21 protein-coding genes and 3 pseudogenes are annotated in these 19,854 nt (G+C 66.0%); 13 read left to right on the plus strand and 11 right to left on the minus strand.

The features are described from left to right. Positions 1 to 13: 13 nt before the first annotated feature. On the plus strand, positions 14 to 1,057 hold the full coding sequence (locus U9J23_RS12875) for an ArsO family NAD(P)H-dependent flavin-containing monooxygenase (protein ID WP_230825418.1): 1,044 nt from the start codon (positions 14 to 16) through the stop codon (positions 1,055 to 1,057). A gap of 22 nt (positions 1,058 to 1,079) precedes the next feature. Then, complete coding sequence (locus U9J23_RS12880; RefSeq protein WP_230825419.1) at positions 1,080 to 1,487, plus strand: arsenate-mycothiol transferase ArsC; 408 nt, start codon at positions 1,080 to 1,082, stop codon at positions 1,485 to 1,487. Between the two features lie 52 nt (positions 1,488 to 1,539). Here U9J23_RS12880 and U9J23_RS12885 read toward each other — a convergent pair whose 3' ends face one another. Further along, complete coding sequence (locus tag U9J23_RS12885) at positions 1,540 to 2,031, minus strand: ArsI/CadI family heavy metal resistance metalloenzyme (protein WP_326598212.1); 492 nt, start codon at positions 2,029 to 2,031, stop codon at positions 1,540 to 1,542. Positions 2,032 to 2,128: 97 nt separating this feature from the next. Here U9J23_RS12885 and U9J23_RS12890 point away from each other — a divergent pair, with 97 nt between their 5' ends. Both U9J23_RS12890 and U9J23_RS12895 read left to right on the plus strand, forming a co-directional pair. Then, a complete protein-coding gene (locus U9J23_RS12890; protein WP_230825425.1) occupies positions 2,129 to 2,488 on the plus strand; it encodes an Rv2640c family ArsR-like transcriptional regulator in 360 nt (119 codons plus the stop codon). A 233-nt stretch (positions 2,489 to 2,721) separates the two neighbouring features. Next, on the plus strand, positions 2,722 to 3,297 hold the full coding sequence (locus U9J23_RS12895; protein ID WP_229582702.1) for a hypothetical protein: 576 nt from the start codon (positions 2,722 to 2,724) through the stop codon (positions 3,295 to 3,297). A gap of 15 nt (positions 3,298 to 3,312) precedes the next feature. Here the strand turns inward: U9J23_RS12895 and U9J23_RS12900 are convergent, their stop codons facing one another. The 3 genes from U9J23_RS12900 to U9J23_RS12910 all read right to left on the minus strand — a co-directional run bounded on the left by U9J23_RS12900 (position 3,313) and on the right by U9J23_RS12910 (position 6,831). Beyond that, positions 3,313 to 3,552 carry a cold-shock protein gene (locus U9J23_RS12900; RefSeq protein ID WP_145708933.1) on the minus strand — a complete coding sequence of 80 codons (240 nt, stop codon included), beginning with the start codon at positions 3,550 to 3,552 and terminating at the stop codon, positions 3,313 to 3,315. Positions 3,553 to 3,630: 78 nt separating this feature from the next. Next, positions 3,631 to 4,242 (minus strand): AAA family ATPase, encoded by a 612-nt coding sequence (locus U9J23_RS12905; RefSeq protein ID WP_145708934.1) that lies wholly within the window; start codon positions 4,240 to 4,242, stop codon positions 3,631 to 3,633. A gap of 1,350 nt (positions 4,243 to 5,592) precedes the next feature. Continuing rightward, positions 5,593 to 6,831, minus strand: a complete 1,239-nt coding sequence (locus tag U9J23_RS12910; RefSeq protein WP_230825429.1) for a hypothetical protein — start codon at positions 6,829 to 6,831, stop codon at positions 5,593 to 5,595. Positions 6,832 to 7,583: 752 nt separating this feature from the next. Here U9J23_RS12910 and U9J23_RS12915 point away from each other — a divergent pair. Further along, positions 7,584 to 7,748, plus strand: coding sequence for an LGFP repeat-containing protein (locus U9J23_RS12915; RefSeq protein ID WP_229582701.1), 165 nt, complete (start codon positions 7,584 to 7,586; stop codon positions 7,746 to 7,748). 163 nt (positions 7,749 to 7,911) lie between these two features. Here U9J23_RS12915 and U9J23_RS12920 read toward each other — a convergent pair whose 3' ends face one another. Continuing rightward, entirely contained in the window at positions 7,912 to 8,571 is a 660-nt protein-coding gene (locus U9J23_RS12920; RefSeq protein WP_145708936.1) for a ScbR family autoregulator-binding transcription factor, read from the minus strand. Between the two features lie 448 nt (positions 8,572 to 9,019). Here U9J23_RS12920 and U9J23_RS12925 point away from each other — a divergent pair, with 448 nt between their 5' ends. Further along, complete coding sequence (locus U9J23_RS12925) at positions 9,020 to 9,178, plus strand: hypothetical protein (protein ID WP_230825430.1); 159 nt, start codon at positions 9,020 to 9,022, stop codon at positions 9,176 to 9,178. A 643-nt stretch (positions 9,179 to 9,821) separates the two neighbouring features. Here the strand turns inward: U9J23_RS12925 and U9J23_RS12930 are convergent. Then, complete coding sequence (locus U9J23_RS12930; RefSeq protein WP_229582700.1) at positions 9,822 to 10,703, minus strand: NAD-dependent epimerase/dehydratase family protein; 882 nt, start codon at positions 10,701 to 10,703, stop codon at positions 9,822 to 9,824. A gap of 153 nt (positions 10,704 to 10,856) precedes the next feature. On the opposite strand from U9J23_RS12930, the gene U9J23_RS12935 reads away from it, so the two are divergent. Then, on the plus strand, positions 10,857 to 11,513 hold the full coding sequence (locus U9J23_RS12935; RefSeq protein ID WP_059384501.1) for a ScbR family autoregulator-binding transcription factor: 657 nt from the start codon (positions 10,857 to 10,859) through the stop codon (positions 11,511 to 11,513). 7 nt (positions 11,514 to 11,520) lie between these two features. Here U9J23_RS12935 and U9J23_RS12940 read toward each other — a convergent pair whose 3' ends face one another. Further along, positions 11,521 to 12,573, minus strand: a complete 1,053-nt coding sequence (locus tag U9J23_RS12940) for a ScbA/BarX family gamma-butyrolactone biosynthesis protein (RefSeq protein WP_226949875.1) — start codon at positions 12,571 to 12,573, stop codon at positions 11,521 to 11,523. 33 nt (positions 12,574 to 12,606) lie between these two features. Between U9J23_RS12940 and U9J23_RS12945 the strand changes: the two are divergent. The 3 pseudogenes from U9J23_RS12945 to U9J23_RS12955 form a co-directional block, all read left to right on the plus strand. Further along, positions 12,607 to 13,037 (plus strand): annotated as a pseudogene (locus U9J23_RS12945) (DDE-type integrase/transposase/recombinase); the annotation flags it as partial. A gap of 675 nt (positions 13,038 to 13,712) precedes the next feature. After that, positions 13,713 to 14,626 (plus strand): annotated as a pseudogene (locus U9J23_RS12950) (integrase); the annotation flags it as partial. Continuing rightward, positions 14,554 to 14,904 (plus strand): annotated as a pseudogene (locus U9J23_RS12955) (transposase); the annotation flags it as partial. The pseudogenes U9J23_RS12950 and U9J23_RS12955, both read left to right, overlap by 73 nt. A 76-nt stretch (positions 14,905 to 14,980) precedes the next feature. Here the strand turns inward: U9J23_RS12955 and U9J23_RS12960 are convergent. The 4 genes from U9J23_RS12960 to U9J23_RS12975 all read right to left on the minus strand — a co-directional run bounded on the left by U9J23_RS12960 (position 14,981) and on the right by U9J23_RS12975 (position 18,185). Next, positions 14,981 to 15,283 carry a hypothetical protein gene (locus U9J23_RS12960; RefSeq protein ID WP_228525545.1) on the minus strand — a complete coding sequence of 101 codons (303 nt, stop codon included), beginning with the start codon at positions 15,281 to 15,283 and terminating at the stop codon, positions 14,981 to 14,983. Further along, on the minus strand, positions 15,280 to 15,618 hold the full coding sequence (locus tag U9J23_RS12965; RefSeq protein WP_059384184.1) for a hypothetical protein: 339 nt from the start codon (positions 15,616 to 15,618) through the stop codon (positions 15,280 to 15,282). The genes U9J23_RS12960 and U9J23_RS12965 overlap by 4 nt, the downstream gene beginning before the upstream one ends. 242 nt (positions 15,619 to 15,860) lie before the next feature. Continuing rightward, on the minus strand, positions 15,861 to 17,324 hold the full coding sequence (locus U9J23_RS12970) for a dihydrolipoyl dehydrogenase family protein (RefSeq protein ID WP_059384183.1): 1,464 nt from the start codon (positions 17,322 to 17,324) through the stop codon (positions 15,861 to 15,863). Between the two features lie 96 nt (positions 17,325 to 17,420). Then, positions 17,421 to 18,185 (minus strand): precorrin-3B synthase, encoded by a 765-nt coding sequence (locus U9J23_RS12975; RefSeq protein ID WP_059384182.1) that lies wholly within the window; start codon positions 18,183 to 18,185, stop codon positions 17,421 to 17,423. A gap of 74 nt (positions 18,186 to 18,259) precedes the next feature. On the opposite strand from U9J23_RS12975, the gene U9J23_RS12980 reads away from it, so the two are divergent. The 3 genes from U9J23_RS12980 to U9J23_RS12990 all read left to right on the plus strand — a co-directional run bounded on the left by U9J23_RS12980 (position 18,260) and on the right by U9J23_RS12990 (position 19,829). Continuing rightward, positions 18,260 to 18,676, plus strand: coding sequence for a PPOX class F420-dependent oxidoreductase (locus U9J23_RS12980; RefSeq protein WP_272267545.1), 417 nt, complete (start codon positions 18,260 to 18,262; stop codon positions 18,674 to 18,676). 5 nt (positions 18,677 to 18,681) lie between these two features. Further along, complete coding sequence (locus tag U9J23_RS12985) at positions 18,682 to 19,182, plus strand: acyltransferase (protein WP_272267547.1); 501 nt, start codon at positions 18,682 to 18,684, stop codon at positions 19,180 to 19,182. 113 nt (positions 19,183 to 19,295) lie between these two features. Next, positions 19,296 to 19,829, plus strand: a complete 534-nt coding sequence (locus tag U9J23_RS12990; RefSeq protein ID WP_059384180.1) for a glutathione peroxidase — start codon at positions 19,296 to 19,298, stop codon at positions 19,827 to 19,829. Positions 19,830 to 19,854: the final 25 nt, after the last annotated feature.

The raw sequence follows: 19,854 nt of genomic DNA on the forward strand, positions 1-19,854 counted from the left end.
CCGAGGCTCTCCGATGACGAACGTCGATGTCGTGGTGATCGGCGGTGGGCAGGCGGGTCTGGCTGCCGGCTACTACCTGCGCCGGGCCGGGCACCGCTTCGTGATCCTCGACGATCAGGAACGGCCAGGTGGGGCGTGGCCGCACATGTGGCCGTCGCTGCATCTGTTCTCCCCGGCGGAATTCGCATCCCTGCCGGGGTGGCCGATGCCCCGCTGGCCGGGCGGTTTCCCACCGGCACGGCATGTCGTGGACTATCTCTCCGCCTACGAAACCCGCTACGACCTGCCGATCGAGCGACCGGTGCGCGTGCAGGCGGTGCGGCGCGACAATACTGACCTGCTCGTCGACACCGACCGCGGGCAGTGGCGGACGCGTCGGGTGATCAGCGCCACCGGTACCTGGCAGCAGCCGTTCTGCCCGAGTTATCCAGGTGTGAAGGTGTTCACCGGGCGGCAGTTGCACACCGTCGATTACCGCAGTCCGGCCGAGTTCAGCGGCGCCGATGTGGTGATCGTCGGGGGCGGCAACTCCGCCGCTCAACTCGTCGCCGAGATCACCACCACCGCAAGAACCATCTGGGTCACTAACCGGCCCCCACGATTCCTGGCGGACGGCGTCGACGGCCGGGCCTTGTTCGAACTCGCCTCCCGCCGGGCGATCGCGCTGGCCGCCGGACGGCCCGATCCCGGTGGCATCGCCGCACTGGGGGACATCGTGATGGTCCCGGAGGTGCTTGCCGCCCGCGACCGTGGCGTCATGACCGCGCTACCGATGTTCGACCGGCTCACCCGCGACGGCATCGCGTGGGGACAGCGTCACCAGCACGCCGATGTCGTGCTGTGGGCCACGGGATTTCGGCCCGCCCTCGCACACCTGCGGCCGTTGCGGCTGCGCGATCACACCGGCACGGTGCCGGTCGCCGGCACCCGATCACTCAAGGAACCGCGCCTGCACCTGCTCGGGTACGGCGACTGGACCGGTCCCGGTTCGGCCACCATCCTCGGCGTCGGCCGCACCGCCAAGACCGCCGTCGCCGACCTCGACCTCGACACCTGATCTGCGTGAAAGGACCTCGACCGTGAGCACACCCTCGGTGCTGTTCGTCTGCGTGAAGAACGGCGGAAAATCCCAGATGGCCGCCGGCCTGATGAAAGCCGCCGCCGGCGACACCGTCGCGGTGCACTCCGCCGGTACGAAGCCCGGCGCCAGTATCAATGCCCTGGCGGCCGAAGTGCTCCTCGAAGTCGGTGTCGACATCGCGGGCGAGACTCCGACACTGGTCGACCCCGACCTGGTTCGGGACGTCGATCTCGTGGTCACCCTCGGCCGCGAAGCCCGTCTCGATCCGGTGGCCGGGACACGGTTCGAGAACTGGGACACCGACGAGCCGTCCGAGCGCGGCATCGACGGCATCGAACGGATGCGGTTGGTCCGCGACGACATTGCCGCTCGTGTCACCGACCTTGCCGACCGGCTCCGTCGCTGAAGACACCGATGTCGGCCACCCGAATCCGGTGGCCGACATCGAGGGGTGTTGTTCAGCAGCAGGACGGTGCGGTCGGCGCCTCCTGCTTGTCCTCGGTCGGGGCGGCGGCGGTGCCGCAGCACACGCCACCCTCCGCGGCGGCCGGATCGTCGAGGTGCTGGGGGCTCGAACCGAAGGTCTCCGAATCGGCGAGGACGGTGTAGACCTCCCACTTCTCCCCGGCCGGACCGGTGACCCACACCTTGTCCTGGGTAGCGAAGCAGCAGGTGGTGCCGATCTCCTCGTCGGTGAACAGCCCTTCGCCGGTGAGGCGGGCGATCTCAGCGTGGACCTTCTCGCTCGACTCGACCTCCACACCGAGGTGGTTGATGGTGCCGCCCTTGCCGGGGTTTTCGAGCAGAACCAGCTTCAGGGGCGGTTCGGCGATCGCGAAGTTCGCGTAGCCGGGCTTGAGTTTGGCCGGTTCGGTGCCGAACAGTTTCGTGTAGAAGGCGACCGCTTCTTTCAGGTCGTCGACGTTGAGGGCGAGTTGTGCGCGGGACATGACATCCTCCACCTGTGTGACATATGTCGAAATACTGGACGCGTACAGGATGCGCCACCTTTTCGACATATGTCAAGTAAGTGGCTAAGCTTGAAGTATGCCGAAAGCTCTGCCCGTGATCGATGTCAGTGCCCCGATCTGCTGCGAACCGGTTTCGGCCGCACCTATGAGCGACAACGCAGCTCTCGAACTCGCACTGCGCCTGAAGGCTCTGGCGGACCCGGTCCGCATCAAGCTCATGTCGATCCTGCTCACCGCCGACGGCGGTGAGGTATGCACCTGCGATCTCGCCAGCGGCGTCGACCTGGCCGAATCCACCGTCAGCCACCACCTCGGCCAGCTTCGCAAGGCCGGCATGGTCGAATCCGAACGACGTGGAATGAACGTCTTCTACCGTGCCCGCGCCGAGTCCCTCGAAGCCCTGCGGATGGTGCTGGACCCGAACTGCTGCCGCTGACATCTCACTCGACAACCAGAGCACCAACCATTGGGTGCAAGCGAGGTGTCGCTGCCCGCTGTGGTCCTGCACTCGAAACTGTGCTGGTTGAGGATCGTCTTACAGGACACCCGGATTATCAACTGATTCGGTCCGAAGTGGTCCATTAGTCGTCAAATGGCGCATGATGAACCATACTGGGGAATCGGATCGGCATAAAGCCAATGTCTGAGTTCTGTCCTACTGTGATCCACATGAGCATCGACGTGGAGGGGCAACAGTTCATCGCAGCGTACGAAGTAGCGGCCGCGGAGGCAGCAGCGTGGACGCAGGTGCGGGACCTACGCCTATGGACTGCCGCACAGTTTTGTCGGCACGAGTTGGGGATGTCGATGCGGTCGACGGCCGCCGAGCTCGGCGTATCGCGGTCGACGCTGGCGCGCAGCGCCTGGAACGAACGGGGAACGAACCCGAACACGTGGGACACGATGTCCGATCGGGCCCACGAGATCGACGATGAGGTCCTCATCCGGGTCGGTCTCGGTGACTATGCGTCACCGCAGGCGCGGTTCGATGCCGGGCTGATCAGTGTGTTCGAGAGGGACTCGCTGCTGGACTACCACCGCAGGCGGGAGATGCGGATTCCCGACCAGATTCGGGAAGCCGTCGAGAAGTATCCGGGGATCAGCAACCTCGACCTGCCTCGCATGATCGTAATGGCGGTCCCACAGGGATCGGTTCCGGACCTGCGGGCTCACGCGGAAGAATCACAGTGCACGGTCGACACCGACGATCGTTGGTGGCCAGCAGAATCCATCTCACCGAACTGAATCCAGGGCTACCAGTCACCGATCGTGTTCGGCCCGGACGGGGCGTACCTGTGTGGCCATGAATGCGAAGCCCTCTACCCGGCCGGTTGGCTTCTGCCACTCGAAGTCGACCTCTTGGCCAGGGTCGAGCGCTCGGAATCCATCGATTTCGACTTCACTGAAATGCACCCAGCAGCCACCTGGAGTCTGCACACAGTCGATGGCGCCCCACCCGTCTTCTCTCCTCCAGAATCGGACAACGCCCCGTGAAGTCATCTCCCGATGATGCAGGAAACTGTGCCAGTCAGCGATGGTTCACTCGGACTGGTTCATCGGGGTTCGGGCACCCCGTACTCAGATTCTGATGTGGCGGATGCCGACTGCGGCTCGCCGGAGCTGATAGCGGACGGGGGCCAGGCGGTCGTGTGTCAGGTGTAGGTCCGTGCGCGCCGCAATGTGCTCTACAACGTCGTCGACGGTGCGATCGTCGGTATCGACATGTTCGGTGAATCGTTCTGTGGCGAGTGCGGTCACGCAACGGTTGATCTGTTGCATAGCCCAGGTTTCATCTCTTCCCGTAGCGCGGCCCAGCCAGTGGCCGGTGCGGGTTTGTAGTCGACGCCGGAGGGTGTCGGGTGACGCGATGAGGGAGAAGTGTCTGACGTCAACGCCCTCGGTGGACAGACCGGCCATGATCTCGTCGAAGTAGTCCGGGTTGACCAGTGTCATGGGAACGATCACCGGACCGTCGTGGGCAGCCACCGCGTCGGCGAGGGTCGCGACTACCGTTGATCGCCACTGGGGTCGGTCCTGAAAGTCGCGTCGCGCGGAGGCCGGAAGCATTTTGTGGATCGCGAATCCGATGAGTTCAGGATCGGCGACGTGAGAGCGAGGTACACGTCGATTCAACTCGAACGCAGTCTGCGTCTTTCCCGCACCGAACGCACCGTTGATCCATACGAGCATTGCGCCGAGCCTAGCGGGCCCGGCCGGTGCGCGTCAGCCCTGTTCTCTCCACGTGGCGAACAGTCGTGAATCCGGTGTCCTGATTGACGATCGTCAAACAGCACACCCTGGTGGGAGTCCCACGAGGGTGTGCTCATCCGTAATGAATGTCCAGACTCGCAGAGAGGAGAACCTGAAATGAGCAAACTCATGGAGACCGAATTCCGTTCTGAGCTGCACCAGTGTGCCATCTCCCAACCTGCACCGCTGTCACCAGCGTAAATGTCCGATCCGTTTCCTATATCGGCCACCCTGGTGCAGCTCAGAACGTCGACTGCGGCGAGGACATCAAACACCTCCGATTATGTTCAGCGCAGTCGACAGCTTGAGGTATTCGAGCCAAATCGTGAGCGCCCCGATCATGGTCTCCATAAGGAAAACTAATTCCAGATGCCTCCTGGCGGAATATCCGCTATATCGTAGACATTCGAGGTTGGCGGATTACCTACCCAGTAAATCGTAGAGGAGGACCCATGCGTATCAGGTTCGCTAGTTCCGTGAGGTTCGAACACCCCGTACGCGGCAATTTCGAAACCGATGGATTCCGGGTCAGGCCATTCTGAACCAACGATTCCCTTTCTTGTATCCCAGGCGAGTCCATAATAAGGGAGGCACCCTTCACGTTGATATACAATGTGCAGCCACGGACCGTCCAGCCAGGTGGCTATGGTTCGAGTAGGCCAATCGCCATGCGATCCTTCACGGAGTTTTCGTTCCGCAGCGGCGCGCACAAGAACTGGCCATTCCGCGCTTTCCCGGCTTATTGACATGCTCACTACCTGTCTCAGAAGGGCCACGGCCCCTGCGGTGGGTAATCGATGGTGGTATTTACCCAAGGTTCACATTCTGTAAATTGAGGACCACGCGCTGTGCAGTACATTGTGATGACTCCTTTTGTTCGTGGTTCTGTCGGAATATTTGGGTCGTCGGTTCTGTAATCAACCACTAATCGGAGAATGTCCTCCTCGTAGACCTCGCAGTCACCGAAGGGTCCGATCGTCCAGTCGCACCTAGTTCGGCCCACTGTCTGTAGGTAGTGGTACGAGCTCGGGCCATCCTGATTGGGAGGCGCCATATGAGTGGAGGCGATTAGATTGAAATTGTCGATCTTGTGCTTCCAAAAAATCTTGTCGGCACCGAATCCGGCGGGGTTAGACCAGTATCCCCTTCGCACCGGAGCCCACTTACCATCGGAACTCGTACTTTCAAAAACAATTTCATTTACGTCTTGAGTCTGCGATTGGGCAGGGGCGGTCCCGAGGAGCGGAAAAAATCCCACGATTGCAAGGACGGCCGATAATCTTACTTTCTTCACCTTGAATCTCCTTGTTCAGTAGTGCCGGAAGTAGACGTAGCCATCATCACCAATGGTGATTTCCCCGTTTTGGAACTTCTGTCGCCATTCAATTCCCTGAGAAATGTTGTTTCGGGCGGCCGCATCTGGGTATCCCAGCGCCCCCTCTCCTTCTGCAGAATCGTCCACACTGAAAGTACCTTCCATGGCACTCTCCATGCACCGCCAAGGACTGAGTAGATAGCGTCACGTGATTCAAATTCGGCATAGTGTCCGACGCCATCTGCAGCGATTTGCTCATCCGATTGGGGGTACCCGAGTTCACCGTCTTCGCGTCCGTGCTGCGCCCATACATCACGAATTGAGCTGTAAAGTACGCGCGCTCCGGTTGGCCCGGACCAGGTGATGGTGCCGTTGAGGAAGTTGTTGTAGCGACCGTTGTACTTGGTGGTCCAGATCTCGTCGGTGCTCGGATAGCCGAGTGGTCCTGTTTCGGCTCCGAGTGCGTTGTACTTGTCGCGGACGGCTCCCCCGACGATGCCGAGGGACAGTGGGCTCCAGTAGATCGCGGCTCCCGACTGGAACTCCTGGCGACGGCCGTTTTGAAGGACGATCTCGTCGGTGGTCGGGTAGCCGAGCCACCCGGCTTCCCAGCCGTGCTGGCCCCATTTCATCATGAAGTGGTTGACGACCGGATGTGCGCCGGCGTTGGGATGCCAGTAGATGGGGCCGTTGACGAAGGTGACTCGTTGCCCGACTCCGTCGGGGTTGGTGATGTTGGTGCTGGTCGGCAGGAGCAGGAAGCTGTTCGGTCCGCCGAGGGAGTCGTACTTGACTCGAATCTGGCCGCAGACTGGGTATTGCCAGGCGGGGTAGTAGATCATGCAGTCGGTCGGTGCTGCGGCGGCGAGGGCATTGGTGGCGCCGGCGCTGCGTGCTGTTCGAGAGCGTGATGCTGCGAGGAGTTTGGCCTCGAGGATCTCGGCCTTGTCGGCGTCTTCTTTGGTGAAGCCCTCGGGTAGTTCTTGGCGGTCCGAGCGCATCTTGCCCGGCACGATCGTGGCGTTGGGGTTTTCGGTGGGTGTCCACTCCGCCCAGGGTTCTTTCTCGCCCGGCGCCGACGGTGCCGTTTCCGGGGTTAATGTCGCTGGGGTACTTGGCTCGATACTGGTCGAGACCGGGTTGTCCGTGGTGGGCGATGTCGGAGCTGTCTCGGGCGCCACCGTGACGGTCGGCGCTGGCGAGGTCTCGGGCACTGCTGGGACGGTCGAGACGCACGGTAGTGGTGGCACCACAGGAGTGGTCGATGTGGCCGGTGGCGTTGTGGTGGTTGTGGCGCCGGGGGCGGTGAGCGGTTCCGCGCACGGATCCGTCGTGGTGGTCTCGGCCGGGGCGTCGAGTGGCATGAGGTCCGGGGACGGTGCCGGTGCCGGTGCGGACTGTGTCGGGGTGGGGACGGCCGGTGTCGTCTCGATTGGCTGGGCGATGGCTGCCGACCCTCCGACGGCAACCATCAACACTGTGGTGCTCGCGATCAGGCACCGGCTCATCCATCTGTGCCGGGGCATGACGGAGCCCCGCTGGGGGTGCGAATCCATCTGTGACCTACTTCTTTTCAAGTGGATAGGTACAGCGGTGGCGCCATCGCTTCTTAGCAACTTAAACGGTTTCTCAAGAATCACAAATGCACCAGATAACACTTGCGTAACAAATACCGATTGACCGGTTTTTTTTGAAAACCAGACGAAACCCGGCATTCGGTGCTAGACGGACAAGATCATCGCCGACTCGAGCGATGGTTCCCCGGGGAACAGTGACCCCCCAAAGCAGGTGAAGGAGCGGGTATATACACGTGCGCGACACGGTGACGAGGACACGTCGGCGGATGGCGACCGCAGTGGCCGCGGCCGGGCTGACGGTCCTGGCCTTGGCCGGCGGCAGTGTGGCCACCGCTGCGCCGGCCGAGGTGGCGGCGGACTGCTAGATCTACTGGCCGTCGCCGTTCCAGGTGTGCGATCAGATCAAGGACCTGTACAACAGCTTCGGTGGGGCGATGAGCCCGCTCGGCTTCCCGTCCTCGGCCGCGCAGGCGTACGGCACCGACGGGCTCCGCCAGAGCTTCACCGGTGGGGCGATCGTCTGGACCCCGACCACCGGCACCTACATCGAATAACCCGTGTGGCCGGCGGGTGAGCGACCGGGGATCAGAAGCGAAACTTCCTGACCTGAACGATCCGGGTCAGCTCACCCGCGACGGCGCCGGGGTCACTGGCAGCCGGCCGCAGCGCGGTCTGCGCCGTGTCGGCGAGCCGGAATCACGCCGCCCGCAGGGGCTGTCAGGTCGAGGCCTGGTGACGATTCCAGCGGGCGCGGCGGATGTCTTCGCTCGTACGGGGGTGTGCAGGAGACAGGATTCCGGACAGCAGGAACGTCCACATCTGATCGATCCGCTGCTCAAGATCGACCCGTCGATCGAGCACGTTCGAGACCATCTGCACACCGGTGAACGCCGAGATCACGAACCGGGCCAGTTCCGGCGCATCGACCGTGCCGGGCAGATCACCCTCGGCGATGGCGGTCTCGGCGAGCTGCCGGCACGCCTCGATCCAGTCCCGGTAGGGACCGGCCGGATCCGGCGGTCCTCCTCCGCTGCTGAATTCGAGGGTCAGCCGGATCCCGGCGCGCACGATCGGGTCCTGCACGATCTGTCGGCCCATCTCGTGGCAGAGCATTACGATCTGCTCGAGTGCTGGGGCGTGGGTTGCGGCGATCGCCTCGACCGCGGCGAGGGAGATCTCGTGTTGTCGCTGCACGACAGCGTCGGCGAGTTCCTCCTTCGATTTGAAGTGGAAGTACAAGGCACCTTTGCTCAGGCCCGTGCCCGCCTCGATGATGTCGCCGAGGGAGGCGCCCTCGAAGCCCCGCTGGTCGAAGGCGGCCGCGGCCGCTGCCACGAGCTGGTGCCGCGTCGCCACTGCCCGAGCCTGCTTGACCAATCCCGTGTCCTTGTCTCGAACTCTCGAAGCCCCGGCGTGAGGGCCCGCCCTGACGAATCGCGACCTGCGCCCGTGCCGGGGAAGACCGTAGCAGTCGACGGGAATCCGGCCTGGTCGACAGCACTGTGACCGGTTCCCACCGTGCGGTGGTGGGAGCACCATCGGGAACCGACACCCGGCAGGGATTCGGTCGACCGACTCGATGACGACTGGGTTGTCGTCGTCGTCGACGGCACTCGCCGACCACCGACACGCCCGCCGGACCGGCCCGGGAGCGGGTCCTCGCCGGCGAAGACGATCTGTCACCCTCGTCGATCACTCGACTCACCGCGCAGTGGCAGCCGCCCATGCAATCGCGTCCGGGGAGCGGGACCCGACCCTCCCCTGGAACGGACCCTCAAACCCGACACGCGGTGACGGCATCCTCGTCGATTCCTCGGGTGCACACGTGCAGTTCCACAGCGCCGACGACCTCGACCTCGAGGTGCACGACGAGGGCCGGCAGGTGGTGTTCGCGCTGACCGCGACCGGCTCCGGAGGCGATATCGATCCGGCGCCGCTGACCGTGCGCGGGGTGATCACCTGCGAGGCGGTCACCGAGCACTGAGCGGCACCGGACCATGTGTGTCCTGAAGGTGGCATAGCAGCAGCCCCACCCCGACCGCTGTAGCGCACACGCCGACGAGCGCGGTGACCAAGGCCGGGACCAGATGGTAGGTGCCGGTCTCGACCAGCGGCAGCCAAACCTTCCTGTCTCGTTGATGGATCGGTCCGCGAAATTGATCTTGTTTTGAAAACGACCCTTACATCGACAACCACGTATGTGGGGTGAGCGTGCACACGGTCGCGGTCTCGAATAGTCTGTGCGGTGCCCCCATGCTCCCTACGTGGGGGCATAGTTCGCGCGCTTCCCCCCCCCCGGCGCGCGGACGAAGGTCCGTCGGCGCCGTATGCCGACGGAACCCCGCAGGCCAGTGATGGTGAGTACCCCTCGTAAATCTCGCCATCACTGGCCTGTCCACAACTCCCGACCCACAACACCCGCCGATACGTTCGAACATTCCCGTATATCCACACGCATCGACGCCATCCCAGACAAACAATACCATTCGACCGGTATTGCCCGTTGCGTTAGAGAATACCGCAGGTGCAACGCACAGGGAACGCCTCACCCACACATACCCGCTGCACGGTCGATGCGACCGGAAAACTCGCGGAACACGATCTACTACGTGACTCCAGGAGCTCCCTCACGGCGAGGTGGGACTCGCCGGAAGGGCATTCGGTGAGGGCTCCACCGCAGTCTCGGCCCAGATTCGGTCGCTGACGTAGTGATGATCGTGCCCGATCAGATCGACGTGACGTGCGGACAGTCCCCGCTCTCGGCCTATCCGCAGTGCCTGCTCGTAGTCGACGGAGTCGGACGGTGGTGTGAGCAGACCATGTGCGGTGGCGGTGTGGACGAGTTCGCGGACGGTCACCGCAGTCGGATGGGCGAGATGACGCATGCCCCCACGCAACGCCGCGGGCAGGGCGCGCGCCGCGAGTGCGGCGGTGAGCCGGCCGACGTCGCCGCGTGAAATCACCGATTGACGTGCGGCGCCGTCGTCGATCCACACCCCGAGAGTCGAGACGATGTGCGCCAACCCGGGCAGGAACCACCGGTCGCCGGGCCCGTGCACGAATCCGGGACGCAGCACCAGACCGCCGTGCCCGCGCACATGGTTTTCGGCAGTCAGACGACTCGCGCTCAGCGCAGTGACCGGAGCCGGAGCAAGCTCACCCTCAACGACGTTGCGATGCGGTCCGGGACCGTAGACGCCGATCGTGCTCAGGTACACGATGTGCTCGATACCGTGGTCGGCAGCGGCCGTCACCAGATTCTCGGTACCGAGAGCGTTGACCTCCTCACATCGGGCTGCGTCGGAGCCCGTATAAGACGCTGCATGCACAATCGCGTCGACACCGGCCAGCGCGTCGGTCAAAGCCTTCACATCGAGTAGATCTGCCGCCGCGACCCGCATCGGCGGTCTCGAGGATGCGAGCGGACGGCGCGCTATCGACGTGCATGCCACCCCCATGTTCAGCAGGGCGTCGAGCACCGCCCCGCCGAGGAAACCGCTCGAACCCACGACCGCGACGCGCCATGGGGATGTCGACGGCGCCGATCCGTGGTCCGCGATGTCGTTCCGGTCCGGTGGTACGGTTCGCCTCGGGGGAGGCAGAGGGTCGAGGTTCTCCACGACTCGCCTTTCGGTAGATCATCGAGTAAAAGGACACGGGGTGTGGCCAAACAAGCTCGGGCAGTAGCGACCCGGCAGCAGATCGTGGCAGCAGCGGCCGCCACCTTCGATCGGCTGGGATTCGACGGTGCCAGCCTCGGGGCGATCGTCGAGGCGAGCAGCGGGCTCACCAAAGGTGCCCTGTACTTCCACTTCAAATCGAAGGACGAACTCGCACACGCCGTCGTCGAACAGCAACACGCCATCTCCATCGCCGCGGTCGCCGCGATCGCCGCCACACAGGCCTCGGCGCTCGAGCAGATCGTGATGCTCTGCCACGAAATGGGGCGACAGATCGTCGAGGATCCGATCGTCCGGGCCGGCATCCGGTTGACCCTCGAATTCAGTGCGGGCGCCGAACCGGACCAGCCGGGACCGTACCAGGACTGGATCGAAGCCTGCCGGCACCTCGTCGAGACCGCGATCGCCGAGGGCGACCTGCTCCCTACGATCGATCCCTCCGAGCTGGCGCGGTTTGTGATCTCGGCGTTCACCGGGGTTCAGATGGTCTCGAATGTCCTCGATCGACGCATCGATCTCGAACACCGCATCGACCAGATGCTGCAGTTCCTGCTCAACGGCATCCTGACCTCCGACTGCCGCCCCGACAGCGACAAGATCCGTCGGGCTCGCTGGAGCGAGACACACCAGCCGGCCTGACACGCCGCTATCCGCCGGACCCGGGCCCCGGCGCACGAGATGCGCCGGCGGGCCACCTCAGCGTCGCCGTAGCCATCGCCATTCCACGCTGCTCGAGCACGACATGCGCACCCGCAGGCTCTTTCTCGACACCCGAGACCACCATCTCCGCCGGAACGTCGAGTTCGACGAATCGATGAAACTGCGCGCTTATCGACACCGGATCCGCCTCCGGGGCCCCGCATTCCGCTCGTACCGCCTGCCGGGCAGCCTCGAGAACGAGCATGCCCGGCAGGTGATCGGACGGATGGTCGAACAACACCGGATGCGACAGATCCGGCAACACCCGCCAGCGACCCGGCCGCGCCGTGGCACCGACCACCACATCCCCGACCACCGGCACCCCCACCGCGGTCGGATCGACCGGCGTTCGCCCTGGTACAGGGCCCAGCGTCCGCGGCCCACCGGCACCCCAACGAACGGTGTCGTACTCCTCGGCCGTCAGAACGGCAGTTCGGCCTCTGCCGGACCCCACACGGCGGCCGGCGATGGTGAATTCGAGTGCCGCGCTCAAAGCGGTGACCTGCGAGCCACGACGTCGCACATCCGATACCACCGCGGTGATGGTGACCTCCGCGGCGCCGGCACCGATCACTAGACGTTCCAGCTCTGCGGTGATCTCGATCGTCTGCATCACGAACCGCTGACCGAGCGAGACCCGATACCGGGTGTGCGCCAGATAGATCACGCATTGGCGCAGCGTCTCTGCGAGCAGCATCGGGTCGTAGCGACCGGCCCGGCTGCGATAGAAACCGTGCAGACGCGGCCATTGCGCGCCCAGGACGAATCGGTCCGGTCCGGGACCGCGAACGCAATCGGTGAGGAAGACTTCGGATATCGCCTGGCGGTGGACATGCCTGCGCGGCACCGTCGACTCGAACGACAACACCGCGAGATCATCCTCCAAACCGGACGAACCGTTCACTACCTCCATACCGCAAGTATCACCTTGCGGGTGGGACGTGATCGCACCCCGGTCATCGAACGACCGGATGTCGATTGCAGGGCATATGTACAGCATTTTGCGCGCCCCACAGAGATCCCGAACGGGACTGATGTCGGAGCAGGTGACATCGAACTGTGGTGCATCAGTGACCGGATGAAGTCCAGGCTCACCGTGGCCACCCTCGAATCCGCAGTGGCTCGGTGGGGTTCGGTTGCCGGGTGCGTGTTCATTCCGATCATGGGTCGCAATTTCGCAGCCGGAAATTCGTCCGCGCCCTGGGCCGCCACGGCCTGGTCGGGTCGATGGGTCGGGGCGGCCGGCGACTGTCGACAACGCCGCGATGGAAATCGTTCTTTGCGCTGCTCCAACGCAACGTCCTCGGCCGACAGCGTTGGGTCACACGCGAGCAGTCGCGCATTGCGATCGTCACCTCGCTTGAGCGAACCTACCGCCGCCGACGCCGTTAGCTCAGACTCGGCAGATTGACGCCAGTCGAGTTCGAAACAACCATGACCACACCGGCCGCACAGGCTGCGTGACCGTATCTGTCACCCCATCGTGCAGCAGTCCCCTTTCGGCAACCGGAGCAGTCGATCGGCAGAGGACCGACCGTACGTCCCGGTGGTCCGTGCCCCTCGCGCATCATAGGAAAGGCCGGCTGATGGCCGGCGTGATGCGGCGTGAAGCAACTGGGGTCGCATCGTCTGATTGCGCTGATCGGTGGCGCTGGAGGTTCGCGTCAGGCCCGACGTGACCATGGTTGTAACCGCAGAACATCCCGGAATAGTGCCGCTGACGGGGATGGCTACGGACTTTCCGTACAAGTAGTCCCTGGATCATCCGACACGGATTCGCCGGAGTGAGGGGCCATTGCGACAGGAGCACCTGGTTCCTACACGTACCTGACCTCAACCTCACTGGTCCGGGGCACTTTCGAGTGTCCATCCAGCACGGTGCCGACCGACATGAAACGTGAAACCGACACGCTACCGACATGAAATCTGGAAACCGACACTGCATCGTGGAACCTACACAAAGGGCACATCAGGCGCTTCTCATGCCTGTGGCTATGTCACTCTCGGTTTGTGCGGTGTCGATGCTGCTAATTCGCATTAGCGCACCATCACCGTCGAAACCCCAGCTGAGCGCGTTTTCCTACCCGAAAGCATCGGTGCGGACCGGTAGGCTCTCGTTCCGTGCCCGACGACCTGCTGATGCGCCGCCCGGACCCCTCCGACGCCTCTGTATCGCCCGCTTCGGACCCGTCTGCGCCGTCCGTGCCGGCTCTGCCGGCCGAGACCCTCACGCAGGTGGCCGGGACGGCGGCGCGGTCGCGCTCCGAGTCGACGCGCCGCAACTATGCCGCCAACTAGGCCCGGTTCACCGCCTGGTGCCAGCGCGAAGGGCACAGCCCATTGCCGGCGCATCCGCTCACTGTTGCCGCCTATCTCTTGGGCGCCGCCGCGACGGTGACGGAGGCGGGGGAGCGGGCCTACTCGCCCGCCACGTTGGCCCGCTGGGTGGCGGGCATCGGCTTCCACCACCGCCGCGCCGGGCATACGGCTCCCGGCAGCAACGAGTTGGTCGCCGCGACCTGTCCGGGATCCGGCGGGACTATGCAGCGGCGGGGGAGCGGCCCCGCACCCCGCGGGCGCCGCTGCTGACCGCCGACGTCGTCACCATCGTCGACAAGGCGCGGGCAGACTGTACGAGTTGGGCGGATGAGGTCCTCGAACGCCGCGACTCCGCCATCTTCTTGGTGGGGTTCGCCGGCGCGTTCCGCCGCAGCGAACTCGTCGCGCTCATGTGCAGCGATGTCTCGCTGCACCGGCTCGACGGCCTGCACATCGGCCTCCGGAAATCGAAGACCGATCAGGAGGGGCGGGGGAGTATCCGGGCGCTGCCGTTCACCCGCAGTCATGCGAGTTGCCCGCCGTGTGCGTGGCTGCGGTGGGCGCAGGTCGTCGCCGCCTTCGACGCCGGTGGCCGGTCCGCCGTCATTCGCCTGCTCCGCAACGCCGAGCCGTTCGCGGCACATGTGTGCCGCGGAACCAGGCCGCGCATGGTGCGTTCGCCGGCAAGTGGGGTCCGCGCTATTCGGCGATCGTCCGGATGTGGGAAAACAGCTGGTCGGAGTTCGTGCCCTTCCTCGACTACGACATCGAGATCCGTCGGGTGATCTGTTCGACGAACGCGATCGAGTCGCTCAACGCCCGGTACCGGCGGGCGATCCGGGCCCGGGGGCATTTCCCCAACGAGCAGGCCGCGCTCAAGTGTCTGTATCTGGTCACTCGTGCGCTGGACCCGACCGGCAAGCTACGCGCACGATGGACATCACGGTGGAAAGGAGCTTTGAACGCTTTCGCGATCACCTTCGAAGGACGCATCACCCCGAACACCAATTAATCCCATGTGTCAGAACCGGATCCACCGATTACCTGACAGTCCCCGCTCCATCTCACTCGGGTTGGATGGGGCCATTTCAAGCCGTCACACCCGCCATCGAGCAAGGTCGGTGGGTCCAACTCGAGCCGCCCGGGTGGGGCCGGATCGGGTTGACAGAACCACGTTGGGCGTGGCTGATGCGGGAGCGCACCTGGTGGGTGCGGGCGATGTCGTCGGCGGTGATCATCTCGCCGGATCCGGATCCGGGTCCGGGCAGGTCGTAGCGGGTCACGGTCACTGTCGGATAGGAATGAGCCTTGGCGACCGCGGTGTCGATATCGATGCTGCGGCCGGCGATCACCAACACGGTGGCCCCGGCCTCCCCACCGGCGTGGTTCATGGCTCCTTCTGCCCGGCCGGGTCCAGGTCGGTGTCGTCGATGCCTCCCAGATCGGCATGTGGAGTCGCGGACGTGCCTGCGTTCGTCGCAATGGAGAATTGTGTCGAGTCCGGTCGGCAGCTCGCCCCTTCGGAGTACGGGGTGATGACCTCGAAGCAGCGAGCGCCGGGGATGCCGGGCGGGCCGGCGGCGCTGACGACGGAGATGTCGTCGTTCTTGTCGCGGATCTGCGCGACGACCCGGTCGAAGAGGGTTTCGGCGCGGTCGGTGGCGTCGGTGCGGTAGACGAACGTCGCGTCGCGGGCCATGTGGGTGGCGGCGGTGTCGGCGAACATGTCGAGGGTGCCCAGCTGGGTGAGTAGGTGGGCGGCACCGCGGGCCGTAGACCGCGGGGACCTGCGCGCCGTCGGCGCCGTTGGGATAGCGCAGGGTGCGGCGCAGCATGTCGTCGGTGTTCTTCGGGATGCGACTGCTGCCGCGGGCGGTGTGGCGGCGTCTGCCGCGCTGACTGTCGGCGTGCAGTTCTCGTCGTCGCCACCCGGCGTGTCGCGACGACAACTGCACGTTCGAGAGGCGGTCAGCTGCGGCGGGATTCGAGCAGCCGCAACCAGATCTCGCTGATGGTGGGGTAGGACGGCACCGCATGCCACAGCGTGTCCAACGGCACCTTCCCGACCAGGGCGACGGTCGCGGCGTGGACGAGTTCGGCGACCTCCTGGCCGACGAAGGTCGCGCCGACGAGGGTGTCGGTGGCCCGGTCGACGACGAGCGCGGCGTGCCCGGCGTAGTCGTCGCGGGCCAGCGAGGCCCCGGCGACGTCGATGTCGGCCTCGAGGACCTCGACGTCGAGTCCGTCGGCGCGGGCCTGCTCGGCGGTGCGGCCGACCGCGGCGATCTCCGGGACGGTGAAGATCACCTGCGGGACCTGGCCGTGGTCGGCGCTCGTCCGGAATCGTGACCCGTCGGTGGGGCGGTTCTCGGCGCGGGCGGCGATGACGTCCCCGCACACCCGCGCCTGGTATTTGCCCATGTGGGTCAGTGCGGCGCGACCGGCGATGTCCCCGACCGCATACAGCCACTGGCCGTCGACCCCGTCGACGGTGAGATCGTCGGCGACGGTCACCTTCCCGTCGGTCAGGCCGACAGTGTCGAGACCGAGCCCGTCCACGGCGGGGCAGCGGCCGGCGGCGACGACGATCTCGTCGACCTCGACAGTGCTGCCGTCGGACAACTCCACGGTGGCGGGACCGCCGTGGATGCGGCCGACGCCGGTGTCCTTGACGTCGGGGCGCTGCACCGAGCGGATCTCGGTGCCGTAGCGCACATTCAGGCCCTTGTGGGCCATGCGGGTGGCGACGCGTTCGGCGGCGAACGGCTCCACGCGCGGCAGCAACCGGTCGCCGCGCACCGCGAGGGTGAGCTCCTCGACGCCGAGTTGCCGCAGCCAGGTGGCGGTTTCGCAGGCGACGACACCGCCGCCGACGACGAGCACGCGGCGGGGGACCTCGAGCAGGTTCGTCGCATCGCGGGAGGTCCACGGCAGCGCGTCGCGCAGCCCGGGCAGGTCCGGGATCGACGGGACGGTGCCGGTGGCCAGGACCACGGCGTGCCGGGCCTGCAGGCGACGCTCCCCGTCGCTGCCGGTGACGGTGACGGTGCGTTCGCCGGCGAGGCGGCCGTGGCCGCGGACGACGTCGATACCCGCGCCCTCGGCCCAGTCCACCTGGGAACTGTCGTCGCGGTTGTGGGTGAAGCTGTCGCGGCGGGCGAGCACGGCCGGCACCTCGACGCCGTGGGCGCTGATCTTGTCGGCGACGCCGGGCATGTTGCGGGCAGTGGCGAGCACCTGGGTGGGACGCAGCAGGGCTTTGCTGGGCATGCATGCCCAGTAGGAACATTCGCCGCCGACGAGTTCGTGTTCGACGAGCACCGCGGTGCGGTCGCTGCCGGCGATGGCGTACTGGGCGGCGTTCTCCCCGGCCGGGCCCGCGCCGAGGACGATCACGTCATAGCTGTCGGATTCCGCTGTCGGACCGCTCATCCGTCCACGATAGGCGCGGCCGAACCGTCGGCGGGCCGGATCGGCGGCGACGGTCCGGTTCGCGAAGTCCGCCCGTTCGTGCAGGTCAGCGGCGGCTCAGCGCAGATGCGGGGAGTCGGCGTCGAAGATCAACCCCATCGGGGCGAGCACCCGCACCACCTGCTCGGCGGTCCACTCGTCGAGATCGCACAGCAGCACCGACCGCCACGGGGTGACGATCACCGGACGTTCGACGGCGGCCAGGAATTCCGCCAGTCGTGCGGGAAGGATCCCGTCGGGCAGACCACCGGCGAGGGTGACGGCCCCGTCGGGCTGGTCGAGCCAGCCGATCGGCGGCCGCGGCCGCTCCGGCACCGGTTCCGGATCCGAGGTCGGGTCGGCCGGTGGGGTGAGCAGCGCCTCGGCGGCGTCGGGCGGGTCGACGCGCACCCCGGTGTCGGCGCCGTCGCGGATCACCGCGAAGCGGCCGTCGGGACGGGCGAGGGCCGCGACGGTGGGGGCGAGGGCGACGATGTCGCCGGTGCCGTCGTCGAGCCCGAGGACGGTGCCGGCCGCCACCGGCCGGTCGTCCAGGCGCGCGAGCACCGCGGCGGTGAGCTCGCGCAGGTCGTGGTGTCCGCCGATGCGGCCGCTGAGCGGGGAGACGAGAAGCCGTGCGCGGGTGGGCACGTCGACGGTGAGCCCGGCGGCGGTGACGGCCGCGCTGATCGCGGCGTGGTCGCCGCGCACCCGCAGCTGGGCGTGGGCGGTCAGGTGCAGTTCGCCGCCGCCGTGGGTGTGGGCGAGTTCGGCGAGCGCCTGCACCTGCGCGGAGGTCAGGTGCCCGGCGGGCAGGTGCACGTCGACAGCGGTATCGGCCATGACCGCCAGCGTAGAACGCGGCGCGGGCGGGACGAGCGGTGCCGTGAGACCGGGCGGTTTGTAGGGTGGTGGCCATGCCCGAGTCGACGACCCCCACCTTCGCGGACCTCGCCGCCGCCAAGTTCGTGCTGCTGACCACCTACCGCAAGGACGGCAGCGCGGTGGACACCCCGGTGTGGGCGGCGCCCGACGGGAACCGGCTGCTGGTGTGGACGGTCGCCGACGCCTACAAGGTGCGACGGCTGCGCCGCGATCCGCGGGTGTCCCTGGCGATCTGCGACGCGCGCGGCAACCCGAAGTCGGCGGCGGTGCCCGGCACGGGGGAGGTGCTCGACGCCGACGGCTCGGCGCACGCCCGGTCGGTGATCGCCCGCAAGTACGGGCTGCTCGGCCGGATCATCGTCGGCGCGAGCGTGGTGCGCCGTGGCCGCACCGGCACCGTCGGGTTGGCGTGTGTCCTCGATCCCGCCGACGACACGGTAGGCCGGTAGACGTCGTGGCGCGCTCCCACACCTACCGGTCCCAGGCGATCGCGGTGGCGCTCGCGAGCAACCCGCTGATCTCCGGTTCGAGTCGCTGGAAGTGGTTGCGCCGCGCCGGTGTCGACGCCGCACCGCCGAGCCTGATCCACACCGGCGTGGTGGTGCAGGGCCTCGGCCGGCTCACCCTCGGCGCGGGCTCGTTCGTCAACCACGGTTGCTATTTCGACACGGTCGCCGACATCACCCTCGGGCAGCGGGTGTTCCTCGGCGACCACGTGCGGGTGCTCACCAGCAGCCACCGCATGGGCACCGCCGAACAGCGCGCGTCGACGCTGACGGGGGAGCCGGTGACCATCGGCGACGGCGCGTGGATCGGCTCCGGTGCGGTGATCATGCCGGGCGTGACCATCGGCGCCGGCGCGGTGATCGGCGCGAACTCGCTGGTGACGAAGGACTGCGCCCCGCACACGCTGCATCTGGGCAGCCCCGCCCGGCACGTCCGCGACCTGGACTGACCCCACACCGCGAGCACGTCCGGATCGTCCCGGTTCGTCCGATCCCGTAGGGTCCGTGGTGATCTCGGCCTCACCTGCGGGGCCGAGCCGATCGACCCAGTTCAGGAGAGCGCATGTCCGTGCACGAGTACACCGTGGCCACCGCCGACGGCGGCAGCGAGGATCTCGCCCGCTTCGCCGGCCGGTACCTGCTGATCGTCAATGTCGCCAGCAAGTGCGGCCTGACCCCGCAGTACGAGGCGCTCGAAGCGCTGCACCGCGAACTGGGTGAGCGCGGCCTGCAGATCCTCGCGTTCCCGTGCAACCAGTTCGGTGGTCAGGAACCGGGCAGCGACAGTGAGATCCAGGAGTTCTGCCGGGTGAACTTCGACGTCACCTTCCCGGTGTTCGCGAAGCTCGACGTAAACGGCGACGACGCACACCCGCTCTACCGGTACCTGCGCGCCGAGGCTCCCGGCGATTTCGGGCCGCAGCACGGTTTCCTGTTCGAGCACGTGAGCAAGACCCGCCCGGAGGCGCTCGGCACCGACGAGGTGAAATGGAACTTCACCAAGTTCCTCGTCGACCCGCAGGGCGCGGTGGTGCGCCGCTTCGAGCCGACGGTCACCCCCGAGGAGATCGGCAAGGAACTCGCCGACCTGCTCTGAGCCACTGCCGGTCCGGTCGGTGCTC

The sequence above is a fragment of the Rhodococcus sp. PD04 genome, from assembly GCF_035918275.1.
Taxonomy (GTDB): domain Bacteria; phylum Actinomycetota; class Actinomycetes; order Mycobacteriales; family Mycobacteriaceae; genus Rhodococcus; species Rhodococcus rhodochrous.

Coding starts and splice junctions, on each gene's coding strand:
- U9J23_RS12905 (WP_145708934.1), bottom strand. CDS start 4,242: ATGCTCGTATGGATCAACGGTGCGTTCGGTGCGGGAAAGACGCAGACT.
- U9J23_RS12895 (WP_229582702.1), top strand. CDS start 2,722: ATGAGCATCGACGTGGAGGGGCAACAGTTCATCGCAGCGTACGAAGTA.
- U9J23_RS12990 (WP_059384180.1), top strand. CDS start 19,296: ATGTCCGTGCACGAGTACACCGTGGCCACCGCCGACGGCGGCAGCGAG.
- U9J23_RS12940 (WP_226949875.1), bottom strand. CDS start 12,573: ATGCTGTACATATGCCCTGCAATCGACATCCGGTCGTTCGATGACCGG.
- U9J23_RS12980 (WP_272267545.1), top strand. CDS start 18,260: ATGCCCGAGTCGACGACCCCCACCTTCGCGGACCTCGCCGCCGCCAAG.
- U9J23_RS12885 (WP_326598212.1), bottom strand. CDS start 2,031: ATGTCCCGCGCACAACTCGCCCTCAACGTCGACGACCTGAAAGAAGCG.
- U9J23_RS12890 (WP_230825425.1), top strand. CDS start 2,129: ATGCCGAAAGCTCTGCCCGTGATCGATGTCAGTGCCCCGATCTGCTGC.
- U9J23_RS12975 (WP_059384182.1), bottom strand. CDS start 18,185: ATGGCCGATACCGCTGTCGACGTGCACCTGCCCGCCGGGCACCTGACC.
- U9J23_RS12900 (WP_145708933.1), bottom strand. CDS start 3,552: ATGACTTCACGGGGCGTTGTCCGATTCTGGAGGAGAGAAGACGGGTGG.
- U9J23_RS12970 (WP_059384183.1), bottom strand. CDS start 17,324: ATGAGCGGTCCGACAGCGGAATCCGACAGCTATGACGTGATCGTCCTC.
- U9J23_RS12965 (WP_059384184.1), bottom strand. CDS start 15,618: ATGTTCGCCGACACCGCCGCCACCCACATGGCCCGCGACGCGACGTTC.
- U9J23_RS12875 (WP_230825418.1), top strand. CDS start 14: ATGACGAACGTCGATGTCGTGGTGATCGGCGGTGGGCAGGCGGGTCTG.
- U9J23_RS12960 (WP_228525545.1), bottom strand. CDS start 15,283: ATGAACCACGCCGGTGGGGAGGCCGGGGCCACCGTGTTGGTGATCGCC.